Source organism: uncultured Piscinibacter sp., assembly GCF_937952055.1.
Classification (GTDB): Bacteria; Pseudomonadota; Gammaproteobacteria; order Burkholderiales; family Burkholderiaceae_C; genus Piscinibacter.
In genome coordinates this window covers 678,007-698,733 of the sequence record NZ_CALFYO010000020.1, presented here as the reverse complement: position 1 = coordinate 698,733, position 20,727 = coordinate 678,007, and the positions used below count along the sequence as shown (strand labels likewise).

The 20,727-nt window shown below is 70.8% G+C and carries 16 protein-coding genes; 9 read left to right on the top strand and 7 right to left on the bottom strand.

The window, feature by feature from the left end:
* The first annotated feature begins 1 nt into the window (after window position 1).
* Window positions 2-874 (top strand): 3-keto-5-aminohexanoate cleavage protein, encoded by an 873-nt coding sequence (locus tag Q0599_RS14155; RefSeq protein WP_298830410.1) that lies wholly within the window; start codon window positions 2-4, stop codon window positions 872-874.
* 75 nt (window positions 875-949) lie between these two features.
* Here Q0599_RS14155 and glsA read toward each other — a convergent pair whose 3' ends face one another.
* Together glsA and Q0599_RS14145 are read right to left on the bottom strand one after the other, a co-directional pair.
* Complete coding sequence (glsA, locus tag Q0599_RS14150) at window positions 950-2,785, bottom strand: glutaminase A (protein ID WP_298830408.1); 1,836 nt, start codon at window positions 2,783-2,785, stop codon at window positions 950-952.
* A gap of 97 nt (window positions 2,786-2,882) precedes the next feature.
* Window positions 2,883-4,721 carry a patatin-like phospholipase family protein gene (locus Q0599_RS14145; RefSeq protein WP_298830406.1) on the bottom strand — a complete coding sequence of 613 codons (1,839 nt, stop codon included), beginning with the start codon at window positions 4,719-4,721 and terminating at the stop codon, window positions 2,883-2,885.
* Between the two features lie 215 nt (window positions 4,722-4,936).
* On the opposite strand from Q0599_RS14145, the gene Q0599_RS14140 reads away from it, so the two are divergent.
* The 3 genes from Q0599_RS14140 to Q0599_RS14130 all read left to right on the top strand — a co-directional run bounded on the left by Q0599_RS14140 (window position 4,937) and on the right by Q0599_RS14130 (window position 8,608).
* The gene (locus Q0599_RS14140; RefSeq protein ID WP_298830404.1) at window positions 4,937-5,227 is read left to right on the top strand and encodes a hypothetical protein; all 291 of its coding nucleotides are present in this window, start codon (window positions 4,937-4,939) and stop codon (window positions 5,225-5,227) included.
* Window positions 5,228-5,231: 4 nt separating this feature from the next.
* Complete coding sequence (locus Q0599_RS14135) at window positions 5,232-7,448, top strand: SulP family inorganic anion transporter (RefSeq protein ID WP_298830402.1); 2,217 nt, start codon at window positions 5,232-5,234, stop codon at window positions 7,446-7,448.
* A gap of 95 nt (window positions 7,449-7,543) precedes the next feature.
* On the top strand, window positions 7,544-8,608 hold the full coding sequence (locus Q0599_RS14130; protein WP_298830400.1) for a hypothetical protein: 1,065 nt from the start codon (window positions 7,544-7,546) through the stop codon (window positions 8,606-8,608).
* Between the two features lie 22 nt (window positions 8,609-8,630).
* On the opposite strand, the gene Q0599_RS14125 is transcribed toward Q0599_RS14130, so the two are convergent.
* Complete coding sequence (locus Q0599_RS14125; protein WP_298830397.1) at window positions 8,631-11,828, bottom strand: adenylate/guanylate cyclase domain-containing protein; 3,198 nt, start codon at window positions 11,826-11,828, stop codon at window positions 8,631-8,633.
* Window positions 11,829-11,863: 35 nt separating this feature from the next.
* Window positions 11,864-12,724 (bottom strand): archaetidylserine decarboxylase, encoded by an 861-nt coding sequence (gene asd / locus Q0599_RS14120; RefSeq protein ID WP_298830395.1) that lies wholly within the window; start codon window positions 12,722-12,724, stop codon window positions 11,864-11,866.
* An 82-nt stretch (window positions 12,725-12,806) separates the two neighbouring features.
* Between asd and Q0599_RS14115 the strand changes: the two genes are divergently transcribed.
* Complete coding sequence (locus Q0599_RS14115) at window positions 12,807-12,986, top strand: hypothetical protein (protein ID WP_298830394.1); 180 nt, start codon at window positions 12,807-12,809, stop codon at window positions 12,984-12,986.
* Window positions 12,987-13,006: 20 nt separating this feature from the next.
* Here the strand turns inward: Q0599_RS14115 and kynA are convergent, their stop codons facing one another.
* From kynA to kynB, 3 genes are read right to left on the bottom strand one after another with little or no spacing between them, the layout of a single operon-like run.
* The gene (gene kynA / locus Q0599_RS14110; RefSeq protein ID WP_298830393.1) at window positions 13,007-13,864 is read right to left on the bottom strand and encodes a tryptophan 2,3-dioxygenase; all 858 of its coding nucleotides are present in this window, start codon (window positions 13,862-13,864) and stop codon (window positions 13,007-13,009) included.
* Window positions 13,861-15,135 carry a kynureninase gene (kynU, locus tag Q0599_RS14105; RefSeq protein ID WP_298830392.1) on the bottom strand — a complete coding sequence of 425 codons (1,275 nt, stop codon included), beginning with the start codon at window positions 15,133-15,135 and terminating at the stop codon, window positions 13,861-13,863. The genes kynA and kynU overlap by 4 nt, the downstream gene beginning before the upstream one ends.
* Complete coding sequence (kynB, locus tag Q0599_RS14100; RefSeq protein ID WP_298830390.1) at window positions 15,132-15,758, bottom strand: arylformamidase; 627 nt, start codon at window positions 15,756-15,758, stop codon at window positions 15,132-15,134. Before kynB ends, kynU begins: the two co-directional genes overlap by 4 nt.
* A 77-nt stretch (window positions 15,759-15,835) precedes the next feature.
* Between kynB and Q0599_RS14095 the strand changes: the two genes are divergently transcribed.
* Genes Q0599_RS14095 through Q0599_RS14080 form a run of 4 tightly spaced genes read left to right on the top strand, consistent with a single transcriptional unit; the run spans window position 15,836 to window position 20,727 of the window.
* Window positions 15,836-18,187 (top strand): bifunctional salicylyl-CoA 5-hydroxylase/oxidoreductase, encoded by a 2,352-nt coding sequence (locus Q0599_RS14095; RefSeq protein ID WP_298830389.1) that lies wholly within the window; start codon window positions 15,836-15,838, stop codon window positions 18,185-18,187.
* Window positions 18,188-18,189: 2 nt separating this feature from the next.
* Window positions 18,190-18,717 (top strand): MarR family winged helix-turn-helix transcriptional regulator, encoded by a 528-nt coding sequence (locus tag Q0599_RS14090; RefSeq protein ID WP_298830388.1) that lies wholly within the window; start codon window positions 18,190-18,192, stop codon window positions 18,715-18,717.
* Window positions 18,714-19,565, top strand: a complete 852-nt coding sequence (locus Q0599_RS14085) for an enoyl-CoA hydratase family protein (protein WP_298830387.1) — start codon at window positions 18,714-18,716, stop codon at window positions 19,563-19,565. Before Q0599_RS14090 ends, Q0599_RS14085 begins: the two co-directional genes overlap by 4 nt.
* 1 nt (window position 19,566) lies before the next feature.
* Window positions 19,567-20,727, top strand: coding sequence for an acyl-CoA dehydrogenase family protein (locus Q0599_RS14080; protein WP_298830386.1), 1,161 nt, complete (start codon window positions 19,567-19,569; stop codon window positions 20,725-20,727).

The window sequence follows — 20,727 nt, the reverse complement described above, 5'->3', positions numbered from 1 at the left end:
ATTGGACAAGGCCATCCTCACCTGCGCGCTGACCGGCGTGCTGACCAACCCGACGCAGCACCCGGTGCCGGTGACGCCGGCGCAGATGGCCGCGGAGGCGCGCGACGCCTTCAACGCCGGCGCGTCGATCATGCACGTGCACCTGCGCCGGCAGGAGGAAGGACTCGGCCACCTGCCGAGCTGGGACCCGGACGTGGCGGAGGCGGTGGTGAACGCCATCCGCGCTGCCTGTCCTGGCGTGATCATCAACCTGACCACCGGGGTGATCGGCACCGACATCACCGGCCCCGCGGCCTGCCTGCACCGCGTCAAGCCCGAGATCGCCGCCTGCAATGCCGGCAGTCTGAACTACCTGAAGATCAAGGCCGATGGCCAGTGGGCTTGGCCGCCGATGGTGTTCGACAACCCGGTGGCGAAAGTGCAGCAGTTCCTCGACGTGATGGCCGAGTGCGGCACGCATCCGGAGTTCGAGTGCTTCGATGTCGGCATCGTGCGCTCGGTGGGCATGTACCTCGACGCCGGCATGCTGAAGGCCGGCATGGGCCGGCCCGAATACAACTTCGTCATGGGCGTGGCCTCGGGCATGCCCTGCGATGCCGACCTGCTGGCGCTGCTGCCGCGCTGGGTGAAGCCCGGCAGCGTCTGGCAGACCACGCTGATCGGACGGGGCGAGATCTGGCCGGTGCACCAGCGTACCGCCGAGCTCGGCGGCATGCTGCGCAGCGGGCTGGAGGACACCTTCTACCTGCCGACTGGTGAGCGGGCTGCCGGCAACGGCGTGCTGATCGAGGCACTGGCGGAGTGCGCCAGGCGAGCGGGCCGCGAAGTGGCCAGCCCGGCCGAGGCGCGTGCATGGCTCGGGCTGCACGCCTGAGGCCCGGACGCCGAGGCGGCAGGCCCTTGGTGCCGTGCCCTCCCTGGCCACGCGCCTTCGGGAGCGTGGAGGGTCTCAGCCCTCGAGGGCCGTCACCTCGCTGGTGAGTTGAACGGCGGTCTGCAGCGTCGCCTGCAGCAGATTGCGCAGCAGTCGCAGGGCCAGCGCGGGCCGCTCGCGCTCCAGCTGCGCGAAGACCGCGCGGTCCAGTGACCAGCATTCGACCGGGGTGTCGGCGCGGACACTGGCGGAACGCACGCCGCCGTCGAGCAGCGCCATCTCGCCGAAGCTCATGCCGGCCGACAGCGTGGACAGGCGCTTCTGGCCGCCGGCGGCGAGGTCGACCACGACGCTGACCTCGCCGCGCATGAGGAAGTAGACGGCCTCGGCCGGGTCACCACGCTTCACCACCAGCGTGCCGGGCTCGAACGACTGCCTCGTCACCACGCGCTCCAGCACGGCAACGTCCTCGGCCGAGGTGCCGGCGCAGAGGCGGTGGTCGGCCAGCCCGGTCAGTCCGGCGTGGGCCTGCCCGGCGGTGTCGACCTGGTCCGCCAGCAGGCCGCGTTCGCACCATTCGAGTCCGAGGTCGAGCTGCGGCTGGAAGCTGAAGGCCCTTGCGGCGCGCGGATCGACTTCGTTGTCCAGCGCTGCGAGCAACTCGCCCCGGCGCACGCGGGTCAGCACCAGGTGCTGGCCGCGCACTGCGCAGCGGCCGATCAGGGCGGCGAGCATCCGCGTGGCGGCGCCGTCGACATGGGTCACCCGCTTGAAGTCGAGCACCGCGTAGCGCAGCGGCCGCGTGTCGTCGACGATGGCGTGCAGCACCGGCTCGATGGTGGCGAAGCGCAGGTCGCCCTGCAGCTCGAACACCCGCGCCTGCGCACCGCGCTCGCCGAGCACTCGGTTCTCCCCGGTGCCGCGGCGCCGCTTGGAGTGGAATTCCGCGAGGGTGTAGCTCGCCCGCACCGTCGACACCGCGGCGCGCGGCGGTTGCAGGAAGTGCAGGCCGAGGTCGCGCGAGATCGCCTCGCAGGCCTTCACGCCGCGCACGCTGTTGCCGCGCTCGTCCAGCGCCGGGGAGAACACGCCGATGCCGAGCTGCCCGGGCAGCACGGCGAGGATGCCGCCACCCACGCCGCTCTTGGCCGGCAGGCCGACGCGATAGACCCACTCGCCGGTGAAGTCGTAGACGCCGCAGGTGGCCATCACGCTGAGGATGGGGCCGACGTACTCGGACCTCACGGCGCACGTGCCGGTGCGCGGGTGGGTGCCGCCGTTGGCCAGCGTGGCGGCCATCAGCGCGAGATCGCGGCAATCCACCCGCACCGAGCACTGGCGGAAGTAGAGGTCCAGCACCGGCTCCGGGTCGCCGGTGAGGATCTCGTAGTTGCGCAGCATGTGGCCGATGGCGCGATTGCGATGGCCGGTGGCGCGCTCGGAGGCGAACACCGCGTCGTCGACGTCGAGCTCGCGCCCGGCGTACGCCGACATCACCGCGAGCATGCGCGCCTGACGCGCCTCGTCCGTGGCCCCGGCGACCAGCGACGTGGTGGCGATCGCGCCGGCGTTGATCATCGGGTTCATCGGGCGGCCGGTGCCAGGCTCGAGGCTGATCGAGTTGAAGGCGTCTCCCGAGGGTTCCACCCCGACGGTGCGGCGCACCTGCTCCATGCCGCGGTCCTCCAGCGCCATGCCGTAGACCAGTGGCTTGGAGATCGACTGGATGGTGAAGCGCTCGCGCGTCGTGCCGACCTCGTAGACGCGGCCATCGACGGTGGCGATGGCGATGCCGAACTGGCGGGGATCTGCCTTGGCGAGCTCGGGGATGTAGGTGGCGACGCGACCGGCGTCGAGACCGGCCAGCTGGCTGTGAAGTCGTTCGAGGTAGTCCTGGATGGGCGATGTCACGGGGGCGGGGCGGGTAGCGGACCCTGCTCCACCGCAACTTTCATGCACGGCACTGCACCGGCTTGGTGAGCCTGTGCGCGCCGCGCCGGCTCGCCGATCAGCAATCTTGGTGCAGTTCGGCCGTCGCCGGCACCAAATCGGGCGCCGGGTTGGCGGTGGCCGGCGGCGGCGCGGCGCGCTCGGCGAGCACCTGCTGCGCGTGTTCGTAGCCTTGGCGCACCACCTGGTCGAAGCGCTTCCAGTCGAGCATGCCCACGCGCAGCAGCGGCGGGTTGAAGTAGAGGTCGGTCAACGCGCGGGCCTGCTTGCGGCGCGACAGGCTGTACAGGATGGTCGAGTTGATCAGCAGCACCGCCAGGCTGGGCAACCGGTAGCGACGCGAGGCGCGCGGGCGCAGGCGGTCGAGCAGAATGGCCCAGCCGCCGGGCACCTCGTCGATCTCGAGCCGCCGGGGTCTGCCCGCGGCGAGGTCCACGCCGATCACCGTGCTCACCCCGCGCATGCGGCGCATCACGTCGACCGGAAAGTTATTGAAGGTGCCGCCGTCGCAGAGCAGGTCGCCGTCGCGGATCACCGGCGGCAGCGCGCCCGGAATCGCGATGCTGGCCAGCAGGGAGCGCACCACGTCGCCGCGCTGCAGCACCACCTCGCCGGGGTTGGAGAAGTTGCTCGCGATGCAGAAGAAGCCTTTCCACAGGTCTTCGAGCCCGGCCCCTTCGCCAATGCTCTCGGCCACCGCGCGACGCACGATGGTGCGCAGCCTGCGTCCCTTGATCAGCGAGATCAGCGGCAGCAGCGTGAAGTCGCCGGTAGGGTTGCGGCCGAATTCCTTGCGCGCCAGATCCTCCAGCTGCTGTGGGGGCTGGTCGGTGGCAATGAGCAGGGCCATCACCGCGCCAATGCTGGTGCCGCCGATCACGTCGACCTCGATGCCCTGCTCGCGCAGCGCGCGGTACACGCCCAGGTGCGCGAAGCCGCGTGCGCCGCCGCCGGCCAGCACCAGGCCCACCGCGCTGCGCGACTGGATGCGCGCCAGCCGTGCCATGTCGCCTGCGTGGCCGCGGCGCAGCTGAACGTGTTCGCTGATCGGCCGGCGCGCCAGCCAGCGCGCCGTGCCGGCGGGCATGCGCGTGCCCCGCGGGTGCAGCAGCAGCAGGATCTCGGCCGCCTCGACGCGCGATGCGGGGTCGAGCAGCAAGGCCGACTCGTTCGGGTGAATGATGGGGGCGGAGGTCGCGTCGGCGAGCAGCAGGATCTCGTCGGCGTGGCGCACGCAGCGCCGCGTCCAGTCGTTCGGCGCCGCATCGCCGACCAGCAGCACGAAGTCGTGGGTACCCTCGCACTCGTCCACCAGCCGCGTCACGCTGCGTTGCGAGCGCTCGTCGTCGACGGACAGGCCGGGCAGCCCCATGGCCTTGAGCCGTTGCTGCACCTCGGCGGCAGCGAGCACCGCGACCTTGCCGCGCTTGCCCAATTCGGCAGCGAGTTCGCACGCGAACTCGCCGGTGTCGATGCCCTCGCTGACGGGCAGCAGTGCCATCGTCACCGGCCGGTCGAGCGCCGCGCGCTCATGTTCGGTGCGCAGCCGCGCGATGATCTCGCGTGTCAGCGCCAGCGTGACCTGCGGGCTGCTGGCCTGCAACTGGGCGAAGTCCTCCTTGCCCAGACTGACCAGCACCGAGTCGCGGATCGCCACCAGCGTGGCCGAGCGCGGCTCGTCGGTGATCAGGCTCATCTCACCGATCACCTCGCCGCGCGAGACCTCGCGCACCACGCGTCGCGTGCCATCCTCCTCGATGTAGACGCGCAGCCGGCCGCTGATCAACAGGTAGAGCGTGTCGCCGGGCTCACCTTGCCGCATCAATGTCTCGCCGCCGCCCAACTGCATCCAGCGCACGCGGCCGCGCACCGCGTCGATGGCTGCCTCGTCGGTCAAGCCCAGGAAGGAGCGAAGGTGTTGGAGGAGAAGGTCGTCTCGGTGCGGTGGGCGGGGATCCGTGGACGTCATGGGAGCAGGTGGGGTCGGGCGCTCGGGCGCAGTGTTGGCGCGGCGGATTCTCCATGCAATGGCGTCGGCGCGCGTCGCATCGGCTCGCGGGAAAACCCGGGCATGCCGGCGCGCCAGTCTGCGTAGGCTTCGCAGCCGCTAGCATGGGCGATCAACAAAGGAAAACCATCTTGAACGAGGCGTCCGCGGGGCAGGCAGAGGAATCGATGGATCGCATGCGGCGCGCCGGACGCTGCCGCGCGGCCGGCGGCGAGTTCGCCGCCCAGCCGCTGCGCTTCCTCGCCGCCCGGGCCGTGCAGCACGACGCGCACACCGGCTTCGTTGCCGAGATTGTCCCGAGCGGCGATGCAATGAACCGGCTTGCCGCGGACAAGGGGTCCGGCTTCCGCCCGGAGAGCGTGGGCGGCAGGGTGCGCGCGATCACACCAGCCTGAGCCGGTGAGCCGTCCCGCCCACAACGTGGCCGGCGACCGGCGCAGGGCGCCCTGGGCCAGGGAGGCCCTCGGCGGCGCCGTGGCTTCGGTGGCCACGCTCGCCGTGGTGCTGACCATCGGCCTGCTCGGCTTCGCACCGCTGGGCGACGCGGCAGCGCCCCTGGGCGTTGCCGCCGCATTCGTGACGGTGACGGTGGGCGGGTTGCTGTTCGCGCTGCTTTCCGCCAGCACCATGCCGGTGGCCGGGCCGAGTTCGGCGACAGCGCTGATCCTCGCCGCCTCGATCGCGCCGTTGCTGCTCGATCCGGCCGTGGTCGGCGGCGGTGCGCGGGGCATCGAGCTGGTGCTCGCGGGCGCCGGCTCGATGGTCGTGCTGATGGGTGTGCTGCAGGTCGCCTTCGCGAAGCTCGGTCTGGGACGCATGGCGCAGTTCGTGCCCCAGCCGGTCCTCGCCGGCTTCATGAACGGCGTGGCGGTGCTGATCTTCCTGTCGCAGTTGCCGGCGCTGCTCGGGCTGGCGCCGGGTGCCGGACTCGCGGCGTGGCAGCCGGCGACGCTGGCCATCGGCATGGCTGCAGCCGTCATCACCTGGGCGATCGCCTGGCGCTGGCCGGGGTGGCCGGCACAGCTCTTCGGGCTGCTCGCCGGGCTGGGCCTCTATGCCGCGCTTCAGGAGTTCTGGCCGGCCGTGGCGCTCGGGTCCACGGTGGGACCGCTGCCGGAGATCGTGCCGCGGCCCGACCTGCCGTTCGAGCTGGCCGATGCAGGGGTGAGCGCGTTCCTGCGGCGCCATGCCCTCCAGGTGTTCACCGCCGCCACGGTGCTGGCGCTGATCGGCGCGCTGGAGTCGGTGCTCAGCGGGCTGGCCGTCGACCAGCAGCTCGACACGCAGCACGATGCCGGGCGCGACCTGATGGTGCTGGGCCTGTGCAACATCGTGGTCGGAATGTTCAGCGGCATGCCCGTGGTGGTGCTGCGTGCGCGTGCGCTGGCCACGCTGCATGCTGGCGGCGCCGGACGCCGCTCCGCCATCGCCGGCTCGCTGGCCTTCGGCGCGATGTACGGCCTGCTCGGCCCATGGATGGCGCTGCTGCCGAAGGCGGTGCTCGCCGGCATCATGGTCACCGTCGCACTGGCGCTGGTCGACCGCTGGACCCACCGCCTGTTCCTGCAGTGGCGAAGCGGCGAGCGCTCGAGTGATGTCTGGCAGTCCCTCGCGACGGTCGCGTGCGTGTGTGTCCTGACCGTCTGGCAGGGCCTGGCCGTCGGCATCGCCGCCGGCATGCTGGTCGCGCTGGTCCAGTTCGTGGGCAGCATGAATCGCTCGCTGGTGCGCTCGTCGGCCGGTGGCGCCTCGCGTCCCTCGCGCCGTGTCTACCCGCCGGCGCAGGAGAGCTTCCTGCGTTCGGCACGCGAGCGGGTGGTCGTGCTCGAGCTCGAGGGGGCACTCTTCTTCGGCAGCGCCGAGCGGCTGGCGCGCGAACTCGATGCCCTGCGCGGCAACGTCCGCTTCGCGGTCGTGGACCTGCACGGCGTCGGCATGATCGATGCGTCCGGTGGCATGCTGCTGCAGTTGCAGTCGAGCGCGCTGCGCCGCCGCGGCATCGCGCTGCTGCTGGCCGGTGTCAGCGAGGCGAATGCGCATGGACGGCGCCTGCGGGCCTTCGGCTGCTTCCGCGAGTCGCCGCGCGAGGACTGGTTCGTCGACGTCGACCGCGCCGTCGAGGCAGCCGAGCGGCAGATGCTGCGCGAGGCCCGACTCGAGCTCGGCGACGAACTCCTTCCGCCGGCGTCGAGCTCGCTGTTCCGCGGCCTCACGGCAGGGGAGTCCGCGCGGCTGCAGCAGCACATGCAGCGTCGCACGCTGCGCGCCGGCGAGACGCTGTTTCGCGAGGGCGATGCGGCCGACAGTCTGTTCGTGCTGACGCGCGGTTCGATCACCATCCTCGCCGGCCAGGCCGCAGGTGCGGCCGGACAGCGCTTCCTCAGCTTCTCGCCCGGGCTGATGCTGGGCGAGACGGCCATGCTCGACGGCGGCGGCCGCAGCGCCAGCGCCGTCGCGGACAGCGACGCCGAGGTCTGGCAGCTCACGCAAGCAGCGCTCGATGCGTTGGCACAGGAGGCGCCAGCGCTGGTGATGAGGGTTTATCAGAACATCGCGCTGCATCTGGCGGCGCGCCTGCGCCAGGGCACGGCGCCGAGGCACGCCGCCCGTCGGTGACCCCCCGATTCGGGGGGGTCTGTTCCGGGGAAACGCCTGTACAAGCTGCACTCGTAAGAAAAAGTGATCAGCGCACAGGTTTCAGGAGAGTCCCCATGCAGTTTTCCCTTCCACGCGCATTCGCGCGCACCTTGATCATTTTTGGCGCCCTGCCGGCGCTTCCCGGACTCGCCTTCGCGGGCGCGGGTTTGCTGACCACCGTGGTCACGCCGCTGTCGCCGTCGGTGACCTACAGCATCCTGGCCACGACCACGCCGGCGCGGCCGGCACTCGACACCTACATCGGCTACACCGTGAGCGTCGCCAACGTAGAAGGCAACACCATCAACAACATCAGCTTCACCGGCAAGACGGTGGTGACCGACCCCGACGAGCAGGCGGTGTTCAGCTCGGCCGAAGGCATCACCTGCACCACTGCGGCGGGCGGCACCGAAATCAGCTGCGCCATTGGTCAGCTCAAGGCGGGTGAGGCGTTCCCGACCTTCGCGGTGTTTTTCAAGGCCCCGGTGAAGGACGCGGCAAGCCCGCTGCCTGACGGTACCCCGGACCAGGTGACGTTCAGCGGCATCACCTACTACGCCGAGACGACGGGGGGCCCCACTTCTCCCCCCGACAACTCGGTCGCCGAGTGGACCACCGGCGCGGTCACGCTGGGCACCTTCAATCCGACCCTGGTGAAGTCGGCGGTGCAGAAGGGCGGCGGCAACCTGTACACCGGCTCGGGGGGCGTCACCTCGCCCGCCGATCCCTTCGCCACCACGGTGGACGTGCCGGCCGGCACGACGTTCACCACGGCCGAGATCCTGGAGTCGCCGGACGCCGTCAACTGCACGAATAACTTCAGCGCCTGCTTCCGCTCGGACATCACGATTCCCGGCACCTTCAGCCCCTACCTTTCGATCGTGCTGCGCCAGGACGCATCGACGATCCTCAAGGGCACGAAGATCGACAGCGTGCTGATCCAGTACACCGGCACCGACGGAACCGTGATCGTGGGCGATTGCGCCAGCCCGACCACGCCGCGCACCGACGGTCTGCCCTGCATCGCCAAGCGGACGTACTACAGGAACAAGACGGTCCCGGGCTGGACGGCCGATCTCGACGGCGACTTCGAGTGGACGCTGATCAACCTCTGGAACGGCTCGTACAAGGTCTTCTGACCCTGCCGTCGCGCAGGCCCGCTCAGCGAGCGGCCTGCGCGCCCAGCGCGATGCAGCGCTGGGCCATCACCCGGTTGCCCTTGGCCTCGTAGAGCGACAGCGCCTCGGCACGGTGGCCGAGGGCCTCGTCGAGGCGCCCGGCCAGGGCCAGAACCGCGGCCAGTTCGGCCAGCGCATCGGCCTGCAGCATCGGCGACTCGGTGCGCCGGGCCAGCTCGACGGCGCTGCGCGCCAGTCCCTCGGCCTGCTGCAGCTCGCCGGCACGCGCCAGGATGGGCGCGCGCACCATGCGCCACAGCGCCTGCGATTCCATGTCGTCCGCCGCCGTGGCCTCTTCGGCGGTGCGCGACTGCGCCAGCGCCTCGTCGTCGCGCCCCTGCTCGCGCGCGATGCGCGCGAGCAGCGCGGCCATCGTCGACAGGAAGTAGGTCTCGCCCTTGGTAGCGAGGAAGTCGCAGTCGGCCTGCACCTCGCGCTGGGCGAGGGCGAGGTCGCCGCCGTGCAGTTCCACGCGCGCCAGGTCGATGCCGGTCGAGGCTGCATACACGCCCTGGCCCAGGTCGCGCAGCAGTGCGCGGCTGCGGCGGTAGAGGGAGCGTGCGGCGTCGAGCTCGCCGTTCATCGCCTTGAGCTGCGCCAGCGCGCACATCACGTTGCACTCGACCTGCCGGTCGCTCAGGCCGGCGGCGAGCAGCTGCTCGCAGTCGACGATGGCCTGCGCCACCGGCATCGGGCCATTGAGCGCGTTGATGGCCAGCATCAGCCCGTTGCGCGCCACCAGCCGCTCGTTGCCGGCCCGGCGGGCGTGCGCGATCGAGTGCGCCACGCCCTCGCTGGCCTGCGTGAAGCGGCCGGCGATGCCGTGCACCAGCACGACCAGCCGCCAGGCGGTGGCCACTTCGTTGTGGGCGTTCTCGCGCTCGAGCGTGGGGATGAGCTCGTGGCACACGCGCAGCGTCTCCTCGCTCCAGTCGTCCTGCTGCTCGCCGCTGTACAGGCTCACGAACATGCCGAGCAGCCGGCTCGACGCCTTCAGGCGTGCGTCGCCGCTGCGATCGGCGGCGCCGGAGGCCTCGTCCAGCGCCTCGCGCGCGCCGGCGAAGTCGCCCACGCCGATCAGCGTTTCGGCCAGGTCGGGCAGCAGTTGCCAGCGCTGCGGGTCGTTGACGTCGAGCACCGCGACGGCGCGGCGGTACAGGTTGGCGGCGGCATGCATGTCGCCGCGCGCGGCGGCGCGCCGGCCCGCGCTGGACAGGCGCCGGGCCGCGTCGCTGCCGGTCGCCTGGCCTTGCGCGTCCAGCGGCCCGAGCTCGCGCAGGTAGCGGTGCGCCTGCTCGAGGTGGTAGCCGAGGATCTCCTCGAACTCCAGGCTGCGGTCGCTGTCGGCGTTGGTACGGTCGGCCCAGCGCACGAATTCCAGGTGCAGGTTGGCGCGCGCGCGCTTGAGCAAGCCGTTGTAGACCGTCTCGCGCACCAGGTGGTGGTGGAAGCGGTAGGTCAGCTGAACGCCGGACGACTGCGCCGGGTGGATGAAGCGCTTGCGCGTCAGCGTGGCCAGGTGGACCGGCAGTTCGCTGCGCACGGGTTGCGGCGTCAGCGATTCGACCGCCGAATGCGGGAACTCCAGCCCGATCACCGAGGCCGGCTCGACGGCCGCGCGCTCGGGACGCCCCAGCCCGTCCAGTCGCGCCTCGAGCAGGGCATGGATGGTCGGCGGCACGGCGATCTCGGCCGTCTCGTCGGCGCGCACCCAGCGATCGTCCTGCACGCGCAGGGCGCCGCTGTCGATCAGCATCGACAGCATCTGCTCCGCGTACAGCGGGTTGCCCTCGGCGGCCTGCACGATGCGGGCGGTGACCTCGGCCGACAGCCCGGCCGAGCCCAGCAGGTTGGTCACCACTTGCGCCGACGCGTCGTCGCTGAGCGGCTTGAGCACCATGCGCACCGAGCCGGGTTGGGTGCCCCAGGTGGCACGCTCCTCGATGAGGTCGTGGCGTGCGGTGGTGAGCAGCAGGATCGGCGCGTCCACCGCCGTGGACTGCACGTGTTCGAGCAGGTCCAGGAAGGCCGGCTCGGCCCAGTGGATGTCGTCGATGAAGGCCACCAGCGGCGCCGATGCCGCCCAGCCCTCGAAGAATTTGCGTGCCGCCCAGTTCAGTTCGACCAGCGGGAACGAGGCGGAGCTCAGGCCGGCCGCGCTGGCCAGGCGCTGCGCCACCTCGGCGTCGCCCACCGCAGCGAGCAGCTTCGCCTGCGCGATCTCGGGCGAGTCGGTGTCGCGGATGTCGGCTGCCTCGCGCACCATCATCAGCAGCGGCCAGAAGGTGATGCCATCGCCGTAGGGCAGGCAGCGGCCCGTCAGCACCCTGGCGCCGACGGCGATGCGGTCGATGACCTCGTGCACGAGCCTCGACTTGCCGAAGCCCGCGTCGCCGATCAGCGTGACCATGCGTGCGGCGCGCTCGCGTGACACCGCCTCGTACAGGTCGCTCAGCGTGGCGAGTTCCGCGTCGCGGCCGACGAGCGGGCGGTCGTGGCGTCGCACCAGGCCGTCCAGCCCGCGCGCTGCGACCAGGCGGTAGGCCGGCACGCGCTGCGCCTTGCCCTTGAGTTCGAGCGGTTCGACCGCTTCCACCTCGACGGCGTCGCGCACCAGCCGGTAGGTCACATCGCCCAGGTAGACCTGGTTCTCGGGCGCAGCCTGCTCGAGCCGTGCCGCGACGTTGACGGCGTCGCCGGTGGCCAGCTTCTGGTCGGCGGTGGGGTCGTCGCTGGCGACCACCTCGCCCGTGTTCACGCCGGTGCGATTGGCCAGCGCCACGCCGTAGCGGCCCATCAGGTCGTCGTTGACGCGGCGCAGCGCCGCCTGCATGCCCATCGTGGCGCGCACCGCGCGCAGCGCGTCGTCCTCGTGGGCGCGCGGCAGGCCGAACACCGCCATGATGGCGTCGCCGATGTACTTCTCGATCTTGCCGCCGTGGCGGGTGATCTCGACGGCCATGGCGGTGAAGTAGCGCTCCTTGACCTCGTGCAGCGCCTCCGGGTCGAGCACCTCGCCCAGCGCCGTCGAGCCCTTCAGGTCGGAGAAGACGATGGTCACCGTCTTGCGCACCTCGCGTGCGGGCAGCGCGGCCGGCGCCGCCACGAGCGGCGTGCCGCAGTATCCGCACATCCTGAATTTGGGCGGGTTCTCCTCGCCGCAGCCCGGGCACTTCAGCATGGGCACAGTCTAGCGGCTGGTCGGGCCGGCCTGACTCAGGGGGCGCCCTCGGCGAGGCCCATGGCCTCGCCCATGCGGATCGCCCGTCCGGGCGCCCAGTCGGCATTGAAGCGCAGCGTGTCCTTGGGAAACAGCAGCACGACCGTGGAACCGAGCAGGAAGCGTCCCATCTCGTCGCCGCGCTTCAGGCACACCTGGCCGGCGGGGTAGGACCACTCGCGCAGCGTGCCCGGCCGCGGCGGATTGACCACGCCATGCCACACGGTGGCCATGCTGCCGACGATGGTGGCGCCCACCAGCGTCAGCACGAAGGGGCCGTGCGGCGACTCGAACAGGCAGACCACCCGCTCGTTGCGCGCGAACAGGCCCGGCACGTGACGCGCCGTCGTCGGGTTGACCGAGAAGAGCTCGCCGGGCACGTGGATCATGCGCTGCAGCATGCCGTCGCAGGGCATGTGGATGCGGTGGTAGTCGCGCGGGCTGAGGTACAGCGTCGCGAAGCGGCCGTCGTCGAAGCGCGCGGCCAGTGCCGCGTCGCCGCCGACCAGGGCGGCGGTCGAGTAGCGGTGGCCCTTGGCCTGGATGATCTGGTCGTGCTCGATGGCGCCGAACTGGCTGATCGCACCGTCCACCGGGCACAACCAAGGGGCATCCGCGAACGGGCGAACGCCGGGCTTCAGGGCGCGGGTGAAGAAGTCGTTGAAGCTGGCGTAGTGGGCGATGTCCGGATCGTCCGCCTCGTTCATGTCGACGCCGTAGCGCGCCACGAAGCGCCGGATCATCGTCGTCGTCAGGCCGCCCGCCCGGCGCGAGGCCACGGCGCCGGCCAGCGCGGTCATGGCCTGCTTGGGCAGAAGGTACTGCGACAGGACGGCGAGGCGGTCGGCGAGGCTCATGGGAGGCGGGATTGTATCGACGGCCCCCGCCCGGCCCGTGCCGACGCGACAGGCTTCACGCGCCGGGCGCTGCGACGACCCGATGCAGCTCAAGCTGCCGGCCGGGCGGCCGATAGCCAGACCGTGTGGGTGCGCGATGGTCGCGTCCCGCCTGTCCGATCAACGCCTTTCGTCAGGATTGCCCATGAAGTACAAGACCCTCTTCGCCGCCGCTGCGCCTGCGATGCAGGCCGCGCCGGCCCACGACTGGCAGAGTTTCTGAGCGCGCGCGGCGCACCGGCCTCAGAGGTCGGTGCGCAGCTTCCAGATCTCCGGGAACAGCACCACGTCGAGCATCCTGCGCAGGTAGCCCACGCCGCTGGTGCCGCCGGTACCGCGCTTGAAGCCGATCACCCGCTCGACCGTGGTGACGTGGCGGAAGCGCCAAAGTCGGAATGCGTCCTCCAGGTCGGTGAGCTCCTCGCCGAGCTGATAGAGATCCCAGTGGTGTTGCGGGTCGCGGTAGACCGTCAGCCAGGCCTGCTCGACGGCGTCGCTGGCGGCATAGGGCAGAGTCCAGTCGCGTTCCAGGTGGCTGGCCGGCACCGCGATGCCTCGACGGGCGAGCAGGCGCAGCGATTCGTCGTACAGCGACGGCGCGCGCCAGGCCGCCTCGACCTTCGCCAGCAGATCGGGCCGGTGCGCATGCGGCTTGAGCATCGCCGCGTTCTTGTTGCCCAGCATGAACTCGATGCAGCGGTACTGCCAGCTCTGGAAACCGCTGCTGTTGCTCAGATAGGGGCGGATCGCCGAGTACTCCGGCGGTGTCATCGTCGCCAGCACGTCCCAGGCGTGCACCAGCTGCTCCATGATCTTGCTGACGCGCGCGAGCATCTTGAAGGCGCTGCCCAGCTCATCGCGCGCGATGCAGCCCACCGCGGCGGACAACTCGTGCAGCATCAGCTTCATCCACAGCTCGCTGGTCTGGTGCTGCACGATGAACAGCATCTCGTTGTGGTCGGGCGAGAGCGGTGCCTGTGCGTTGAGCACGGCGTCGAGCTTCAGGTAGTCGCCGTAGCTCATGTCGCGGCTGAAGTCGAGCTTGGCGCCTTCGTCCGCGACGATCCGCTCGCCGCCTTCGGGGTGGTGTGGGCAGGTCATGTCACGGCTGCCTTGCGATGGAAGCGCGCCTCCTGCCATTCGCCCGACTCGAGCACCTGGCGCAGGTGCTCGACGGCGTCCCACACGTCGACGTAGCGCGTGTACAGCGGCGTGAAGCCAAAGCGCAGGTTGTCCGGCGCGCGGAAGTCGCCGATCACACCACGCGCGATCAGCGCCTGCACGATCGCGTAGGCGCCCTCGGCGCGCGACAGGTTGACCTGGCTGCCGCGTTCGCCCTCGGTGCGCGGCGTGATGATCGACACGCCGTGGCCGCCGCAGCGTTCCTCGACCAGCGTGATGAACAGGCTGGTCAGTGCCAACGACTTGCGGCGCAACGCGGCCACGCCGCCCAGCGGCTCGGCGGCCAGCACGGTGTCGACGCCGGCGTCCAGCGCCGTCAGCGACAGCACCGGCGGCGTGCCGCAGGCGAAGCTGGTGATGCCGGAGGCCGGCCGGTAATCGGCGGCGAACTCGAAGGGCGCCACATGGCCGAACCAGCCCGTCAGCGGTTGCCACAGTCCGTCGGTCTCCATGCGCCGCAGGTTGCGCGGATGCACCCAGAGGAAGGCCGGGGCGCCGGGGCCGCCGTTGAGGTACTTGTAGCCGCAGCCGACGGCGAAGTCGGCGTCGGCCCCGTTCAGGTCCACCGGCACCGCGCCGGCCGAATGCGCCAGGTCCCACACCGCCAGCGCGCCGCAGGCATGCGCCGAACGCGTCAGCGCGGCCATGTCGTGCATGCGTCCGGTACGGTAGTTCACGTGGGTGAGCAGCAGGATCGCCAGGTGCTCGTCGAAGCGCGCCGCGACTTCATGGGGCTCGACCAGTTCGAGCGTGAAGCCGTGCTGCGCCGCCAGGCTCTGCGCGATGTACAGGTCGGTGGGGAAGTTGCTGCGCTCGGAGACGATCACCCGGCGCTGCGCCTGGTCACTGGACTTGACGATCTCGATCGCGCTGCTGAGCACCTTGTAGAGGTTCACCGAGGTCGAGTCGCCGGCCAGCGTCTGCCCCGGCTCGGCGCCGATCAGCCGGCCGATCTTCTCGCCGATGCGCTGCGGCAGGTCGACCCAGCCGGCGCTGTTCCAGCTGCGGATGAGGCCGACGCCCCATTCGGATTCCACGGCCTGCTGCACGCGTCCCGCGGCGGCGGCGGGCAGCACGCCGAGCGAGTTGCCGTCCAGGTAGATCACCCCCTCGGGCAGAGTGAACTGGGCGCGCAGCGCGGCCAGCGGGTCGCGAGCGTCCAGCGCTGCGGTGTCTTGTCGGGAGGTCATGCCAGTTCTCTCAGGATGGCGCGCACCGGGCTGGCACAGGCCTGCACCAGCTTCAGCGGCAGCGCGATGAGCTCGTAGTCGCCTTCCGCGACGTCGTCGAGCAGCAGGTTCTCGAGCACGCGCAGGTCGTGCTTGAGCAGCCGGTGGTGGCTGGGCAGCGTCTTGCTCGTCGCCGGGTCGACCGACTGGCTGTCGATGCCGACCAGTGTCACGCGCCGCGCGGCCAGCAGATCGATCGTCTCCGGCGCGTAGGCGGAGAAGGCCTCCGACCAGGCCGTCGGCGCCTGCTCGCAGGTGCGCACCAGCACGCGCGGCGGCAGGTCCGCCAAGGCGTGGGCGAGGTGCTGCGGCGTCACCAGCGGACCGCAGCCGATGGCGTGGATCACGCGGCAACGGCCGATGAAGGGCTCCAGCGGCACGGCGCCGATGGCCGCCGCGCCGTCGGCGTAGTGCAGAGGCGCGTCGGCATGCGCGCCGAGGTGAGGCGACAGCGTCAGTGCGCTCAGGTTGACCGGACAGCCGGGGGCGATGCGCGCCGTCCAGCGCTGCTCGTAGGCCTGGTCGCCGGGAAAGGCTGGCGTGGCAGGGCCCAGGGCGGGGGAGATGTCCCAGAGTCGACGCATGATGCCGACATTCTAGATGCTTGACACTTGAAATATCAAACCCTAAAGTTGAACCCGACACGAAGGGAGCTCACGGCATGCGCATCACCTGCATCGGCGGCGGCCCGGCCGGCCTGTACTTCGCGCTGCTGATGAAGCAGCAGGACCCGGCCCACGAAGTCACGCTGATCGAGCGCAACGCGCCGTCCGATACCTTCGGCTGGGGCGTGGTCTTCTCCGACCAGACGCTGGGCGCATTGCGGCGCGCCGATGCGAAGACGGCCGGCCAGATCCACGACGCCTTCAACCACTGGGACGACATCGACGTCCACTTCGAGGGTCGCACCATCCGTTCTTCCGGCCATGGCTTCTGCGGCATCGGCCGCAGGCGGCTGCTCAACATCCTGCAGGCACGCTGTGCGGAGCTGGGCGTGAACCTGCGCTTCTCCACCGAATGCCCGGACGATGCGGACGTCGATGCCGACCTGATCATCGCCGCCGACGGCTTGAACAGCCGCATCCGCAGCAAGTACGCCGCCACCTACCAGCCCGACATCGACCTGCGCCGCTGCCGCTTCGTCTGGCTCGGCACGAAGAAGCTGTTCGACGCCTTCACCTTCGCCTTCGAGAAGACCGAATGGGGCTGGTTCCAGGCCCATGCCTACCGTTTCGACGAGACCACCTCGACGTTCATCGTCGAGACGCCCGAGGAGGTGTGGCGCGCCGCCGGTCTGGAGCAGATGGGCAAGGAGGAGGGCATCGCCTTCTGCGAGAAGCTGTTCGCGAAGTACCTCGACGGTCATGAACTGATGAGCAACGCGGCGCACCTGCGCGGCTCGGCGCAGTGGATCCGCTTTCCGAGGGTCGTCTGCAAGCGCTGGGTGCACCACAACGGCCACGCGCCCGTGGTGCTGATGGGCGACGCGGCGCACACCGCGCACTTCTCCATCGGCTCGGGCACCAAGCTGGCGCTCGAGGACGCCATCGACCTGGCCGACCGCATCGCGGCCCATCCCGGCGACCTGCGCGCCGCGCTCGCCGAGTACGAGGACCGCCGCGGCGTCGAGGTGCTGAAGATCCAGAACGCGGCGCGCAATTCGACCGAGTGGTTCGAGAACGTCGAGCGCCACGCCAGGCTCGCGCCGGAGCAGTTCGCCTACGCGCTGCTGACCCGATCGCAGCGCATCTCGCACGAGAACCTGCGGCTGCGCGACGCGCGCTACGTCGGAGAGCTGGAAGGCTGGCTGGCCGGCAAGGCGGGGCTGGACCCGCAGCCGCTGCCGCCGATGTTCACGCCCTTCACGCTGCGCGGCGTGACGTTGAAGAACCGCGTCGTGGTCTCGCCGATGGCGCAGTACAGCGCCGTGCACGGCGTGCCCGGCGACCACCACCTGGTGCACCTCGGCGCGCGGGCGATGGGCGGCGCCGGCCTGGTGTTCTGCGAGATGACCTGCACAACGCCCGACGCGCGCATCACGCCGGGCTGCCCGGGGCTCTGGAATGACGAGCAGACGCAGGCCTGGAAGCGCATCGTCGACTTCGTGCACGGCCACAGCGGCGCGAAGATCGCCATGCAGCTCGGCCACGCGGGGCCGAAGGGCTCGACGCGCGTGCCCTGGGAGGGCGAGGACCTGCCGCTGCCCGAGGGCAACTGGCCGCTGCTGTCGGCTTCTCCGCAGCAGTACCTCGACGGCGTCAGCGCCTGGTCGAAGGCGATGACGCGCGCCGACATGGACCGCATCCGCGACGACTTCGTCGCCGCGACGACGCGCGCCGTCGACGCCGGCTTCGACTGGCTGGAACTGCACTGTGCGCACGGCTACCTGCTGTCGGCCTTCCTCTCGCCGCTGACCAACCAGCGCAGCGACGACTACGGTGGCCCCATCGAGAACCGCCTGCGCTGGCCGCTGGAAGTGTTCGCCGCGATGCGCGCGGCGTGGCCGCAGGACAAGCCGATGTCGGTGCGCATCTCGGCGCACGACTGGGTGCCCGGCGGCAACACGCCGGCCGACGCGGTGGCGATCGCGCGCGCCTTCAAGGCCGCGGGCGCCGACCTGATCGACGTCTCCTCCGGACAGGTGAGCAAGGAGCAGCGGCCGGTCTATGGCCGCATGTACCAGACGCCCTTCGCCGACCTGATCCGCAACGAGGTCGGCATCGCCACCATGGCGGTGGGTGCGATCAGCGAGGCCGACCACGTGAACAGCATCGTCGCCGCCGGCCGCGCCGACCTCTGCGCAATCGCCCGGCCGCACCTGGCGAACCCGGCGTGGACGCTGCTGGAGGCGGCGAAGATCGGCCACACCAGCGGCGTGGGCGCCGACTGGCCGGTGCAGTACCTGTCGGGCAAGAGCCAGCTCGAGCGCAACCTCGAGCGCGAGCGCCAGATGGCGGCGCAGACTGCCGGCCTGTCGCCGCAGGAACAGGCCAATCTGGCGCAGGGGGTGTGAGGATGGCGTCCTCCCCGCTCGGCGTGGCCGACGTCGAATCGCGCGTCGTCGACGACCATCACCAGGCGCTCAAGCTCTGGCTGCGCCTGCTCGCCTGCACCACCCGCGTCGAGAACGTGATCCGCCAGCGCCTGCGCAGCGAGTTCGGCACCACGCTGCCGCGCTTCGACCTGCTGGCTCAGCTCGATCGCGAGCCCGAGGGCCTGAGCATGGGTGAGCTGTCGGCACGGATGATGGTCACGGGCGGGAACGTCACCGGCATCGTCGACCAGCTGGAAGCGGAAGGCCTGGTCGTGCGCGCCGCCCACCCGACCGACCGCCGCGCGTTCCAGGTGCGACTCACCGCCGCCGGCCGCCGCCAGTTCCGCCGCATGGCGACGGTGCACGAGGCCTGGGTCATCGAGCTCTTCGACGGCTGGACGCCGGCGCAGAAGACGCAGGTGCACGGCCTGCTCGCCACGCTGAAGCTGCACCTGGCGACGCTGGAAGCGCCGCAGGCAACCCGGATCAAACGCAAGGAGAGCGCATGACGCGCGCCATGGACCCTCATCTCGCCGGCGGCAACCGCCGCACGGCGGCCGACTTGCGGCCGCAGCACTTCGGATGGCGCGTGGAACGCCGCGTCGGCGTCATCACGCTCAACCGGCCCGAGCGCAAGAACCCGCTGACCTTCGACTCCTACGCCGAACTGCGCGACCTGTTCCGCACGCTCGCCTGCGCCGACGACGTGCGTGCCGTGGTGGTGCAGGGCGAAGGTGGCAACTTCTGCTCCGGCGGCGACGTGCACGAGATCATCGGCCCGCTGATCGCGATGCCCATGCCGGACCTGCTGACCTTCACGCGCATGACGGGCGACCTGGTCAAGGCGATGCGCGCCTGCGGGCAGCCGATCGTGGCGGCGGTCGATGGCGTGTGCGCCGGCGCCGGTGCGATCGTTGCGATGGCCTCCGACCTGCGCGTCGGCACGGCGCGCAGCAAGGTGGCCTTCCTGTTCACGCGCGTCGGCCTGGCCGGCTGCGACATGGGCGCGTGCAGCATCCTGCCGCGCATCGTCGGCCAGGGGCGTGCCTCGGAACTGCTCTTCACCGGCCGCGCGCTGCCCGGCGACGAGGCCCTGGCCTGGGGCTTCTACAACCGGCTTGCCGAGCCGGACGCGCTGGGCGCCGAGGTGCTGGACTGGGCCGCCGAACTCGCCGCCGGCCCCGGCTTCGGCCACGCGATGACCAAGCGCATGCTGCACCAGGAGTGGGCCATGGGCGTCGACGAGGCGATCGAGGCCGAGGCGCAGGCGCAGGCGATCTGCATGATGACGCAGGACTTCCAGCGTGCGTACCACGCCTTTGTCGCCAAGGGCAAGCCGCAGTTCGAGGGCGACTGACATGAAGACCGACCATCTCGACTGGCCCTTCTTCGAGACGCAGCACCGCAGCCTGGCGGGCGAGCTCGGCGCCTGGGCTGCGCGCCACCTGCACGCAGGCGACCACGGGCCCGACGTCGACGCGCAGTGCCGTGCCCTGGTGCAGGAGCTCGGCGAGGCGGGCTGGCTGCGCCATGCCGTGGCCGGCGCGGCCTACGGCGGCGCGGCCGAGGCCATCGACACGCGCGCGATCTGCCTGCTGCGCGAGACGCTGGCCTGGCACCACGGACTGGCCGACTTCGCCTTCGCGATGCAGGGCCTCGGCTCTGGCGCAATCTCGCTGGCCGGCACGCCGCAGCAGCGCGCACGCTACCTGCCGCGCGTGGCCGAGGGCCGGGCGCTGGCGGCGTTCGCGCTGTCCGAGCCGGGCGCCGGCTCCGACGTCGCGGCGTTGCTCTGCAACGCCCACGACGACGGCGACGCCTACGTCATCGACGGCGAGAAGACCTGGATCAGCAACGGCGGCATCGCCGATTTCTACGTGGTGTTCGCGAGGACCGGCGAAGCACCCGGATCGCGCGGCATCTCCGCCTTCATCGTCGACGCCGGCACGAAGGGCTTCGAGATCGCGCAGCGCATCGACGTCATCGCACCGCATCCGCTGGCGCGGTTGCGCTTCGACGCCTGCCGCGTGCCGAAGTCGCAACGCATCGGTGCGCCCGGTGAAGGCTTCAAGATCGCCATGCGCACGCTCGACGTGTTCCGCACCTCGGTGGCCGCCGCGGCGCTGGGCTTCGGCCGGCGTGCGCTGCACGAAGGGCTGGAGCGCGCGAAGACGCGCAGCATGTTCGGCCAGCGCCTGGCCGACTTCCAGCTCACCCAGGCGAAGCTGGCGCAGATGGCCACCATCATCGACGGCGCGGCGCTGCTGACCTACCGCGCGGCCTGGCAGCGCGACCAGGGCCGCACGGTGACGCGCGAAGCGGCGATGGCCAAGATGGCCGCCACCGAGGGCGCGCAGCAGGTGATCGACGCGGCGGTGCAGCTGTGGGGCGGCCAGGGCGTGGTCAGCGGCAACGTCGTCGAGTCGCTCTACCGCGAGATCCGCTCGCTGCGCATCTACGAGGGCGCCACCGAGGTGCAGCAGCTGATCATCGGGCGTGACCTGCTCAAGGAGGCTTGA

Excerpts from the sequence above, each read along its gene's own strand:
- Q0599_RS14095 (WP_298830389.1), top strand. The coding sequence starts at position 15,836 with ATGCGCATCACCTGCATCGGCGGCGGCCCGGCCGGCCTGTACTTCGCG.
- Q0599_RS14140 (WP_298830404.1), top strand. The coding sequence starts at position 4,937 with ATGGGCGATCAACAAAGGAAAACCATCTTGAACGAGGCGTCCGCGGGG.
- Q0599_RS14090 (WP_298830388.1), top strand. The coding sequence starts at position 18,190 with ATGGCGTCCTCCCCGCTCGGCGTGGCCGACGTCGAATCGCGCGTCGTC.
- Q0599_RS14085 (WP_298830387.1), top strand. The coding sequence starts at position 18,714 with ATGACGCGCGCCATGGACCCTCATCTCGCCGGCGGCAACCGCCGCACG.
- kynB (WP_298830390.1), bottom strand. The coding sequence starts at position 15,758 with ATGCGTCGACTCTGGGACATCTCCCCCGCCCTGGGCCCTGCCACGCCA.
- Q0599_RS14115 (WP_298830394.1), top strand. The coding sequence starts at position 12,807 with ATGCAGCTCAAGCTGCCGGCCGGGCGGCCGATAGCCAGACCGTGTGGG.
- asd (WP_298830395.1), bottom strand. The coding sequence starts at position 12,724 with ATGAGCCTCGCCGACCGCCTCGCCGTCCTGTCGCAGTACCTTCTGCCC.
- Q0599_RS14130 (WP_298830400.1), top strand. The coding sequence starts at position 7,544 with ATGCAGTTTTCCCTTCCACGCGCATTCGCGCGCACCTTGATCATTTTT.
- Q0599_RS14125 (WP_298830397.1), bottom strand. The coding sequence starts at position 11,828 with ATGCTGAAGTGCCCGGGCTGCGGCGAGGAGAACCCGCCCAAATTCAGG.
- Q0599_RS14080 (WP_298830386.1), top strand. The coding sequence starts at position 19,567 with ATGAAGACCGACCATCTCGACTGGCCCTTCTTCGAGACGCAGCACCGC.
- kynU (WP_298830392.1), bottom strand. The coding sequence starts at position 15,135 with ATGACCTCCCGACAAGACACCGCAGCGCTGGACGCTCGCGACCCGCTG.
- kynA (WP_298830393.1), bottom strand. The coding sequence starts at position 13,864 with ATGACCTGCCCACACCACCCCGAAGGCGGCGAGCGGATCGTCGCGGAC.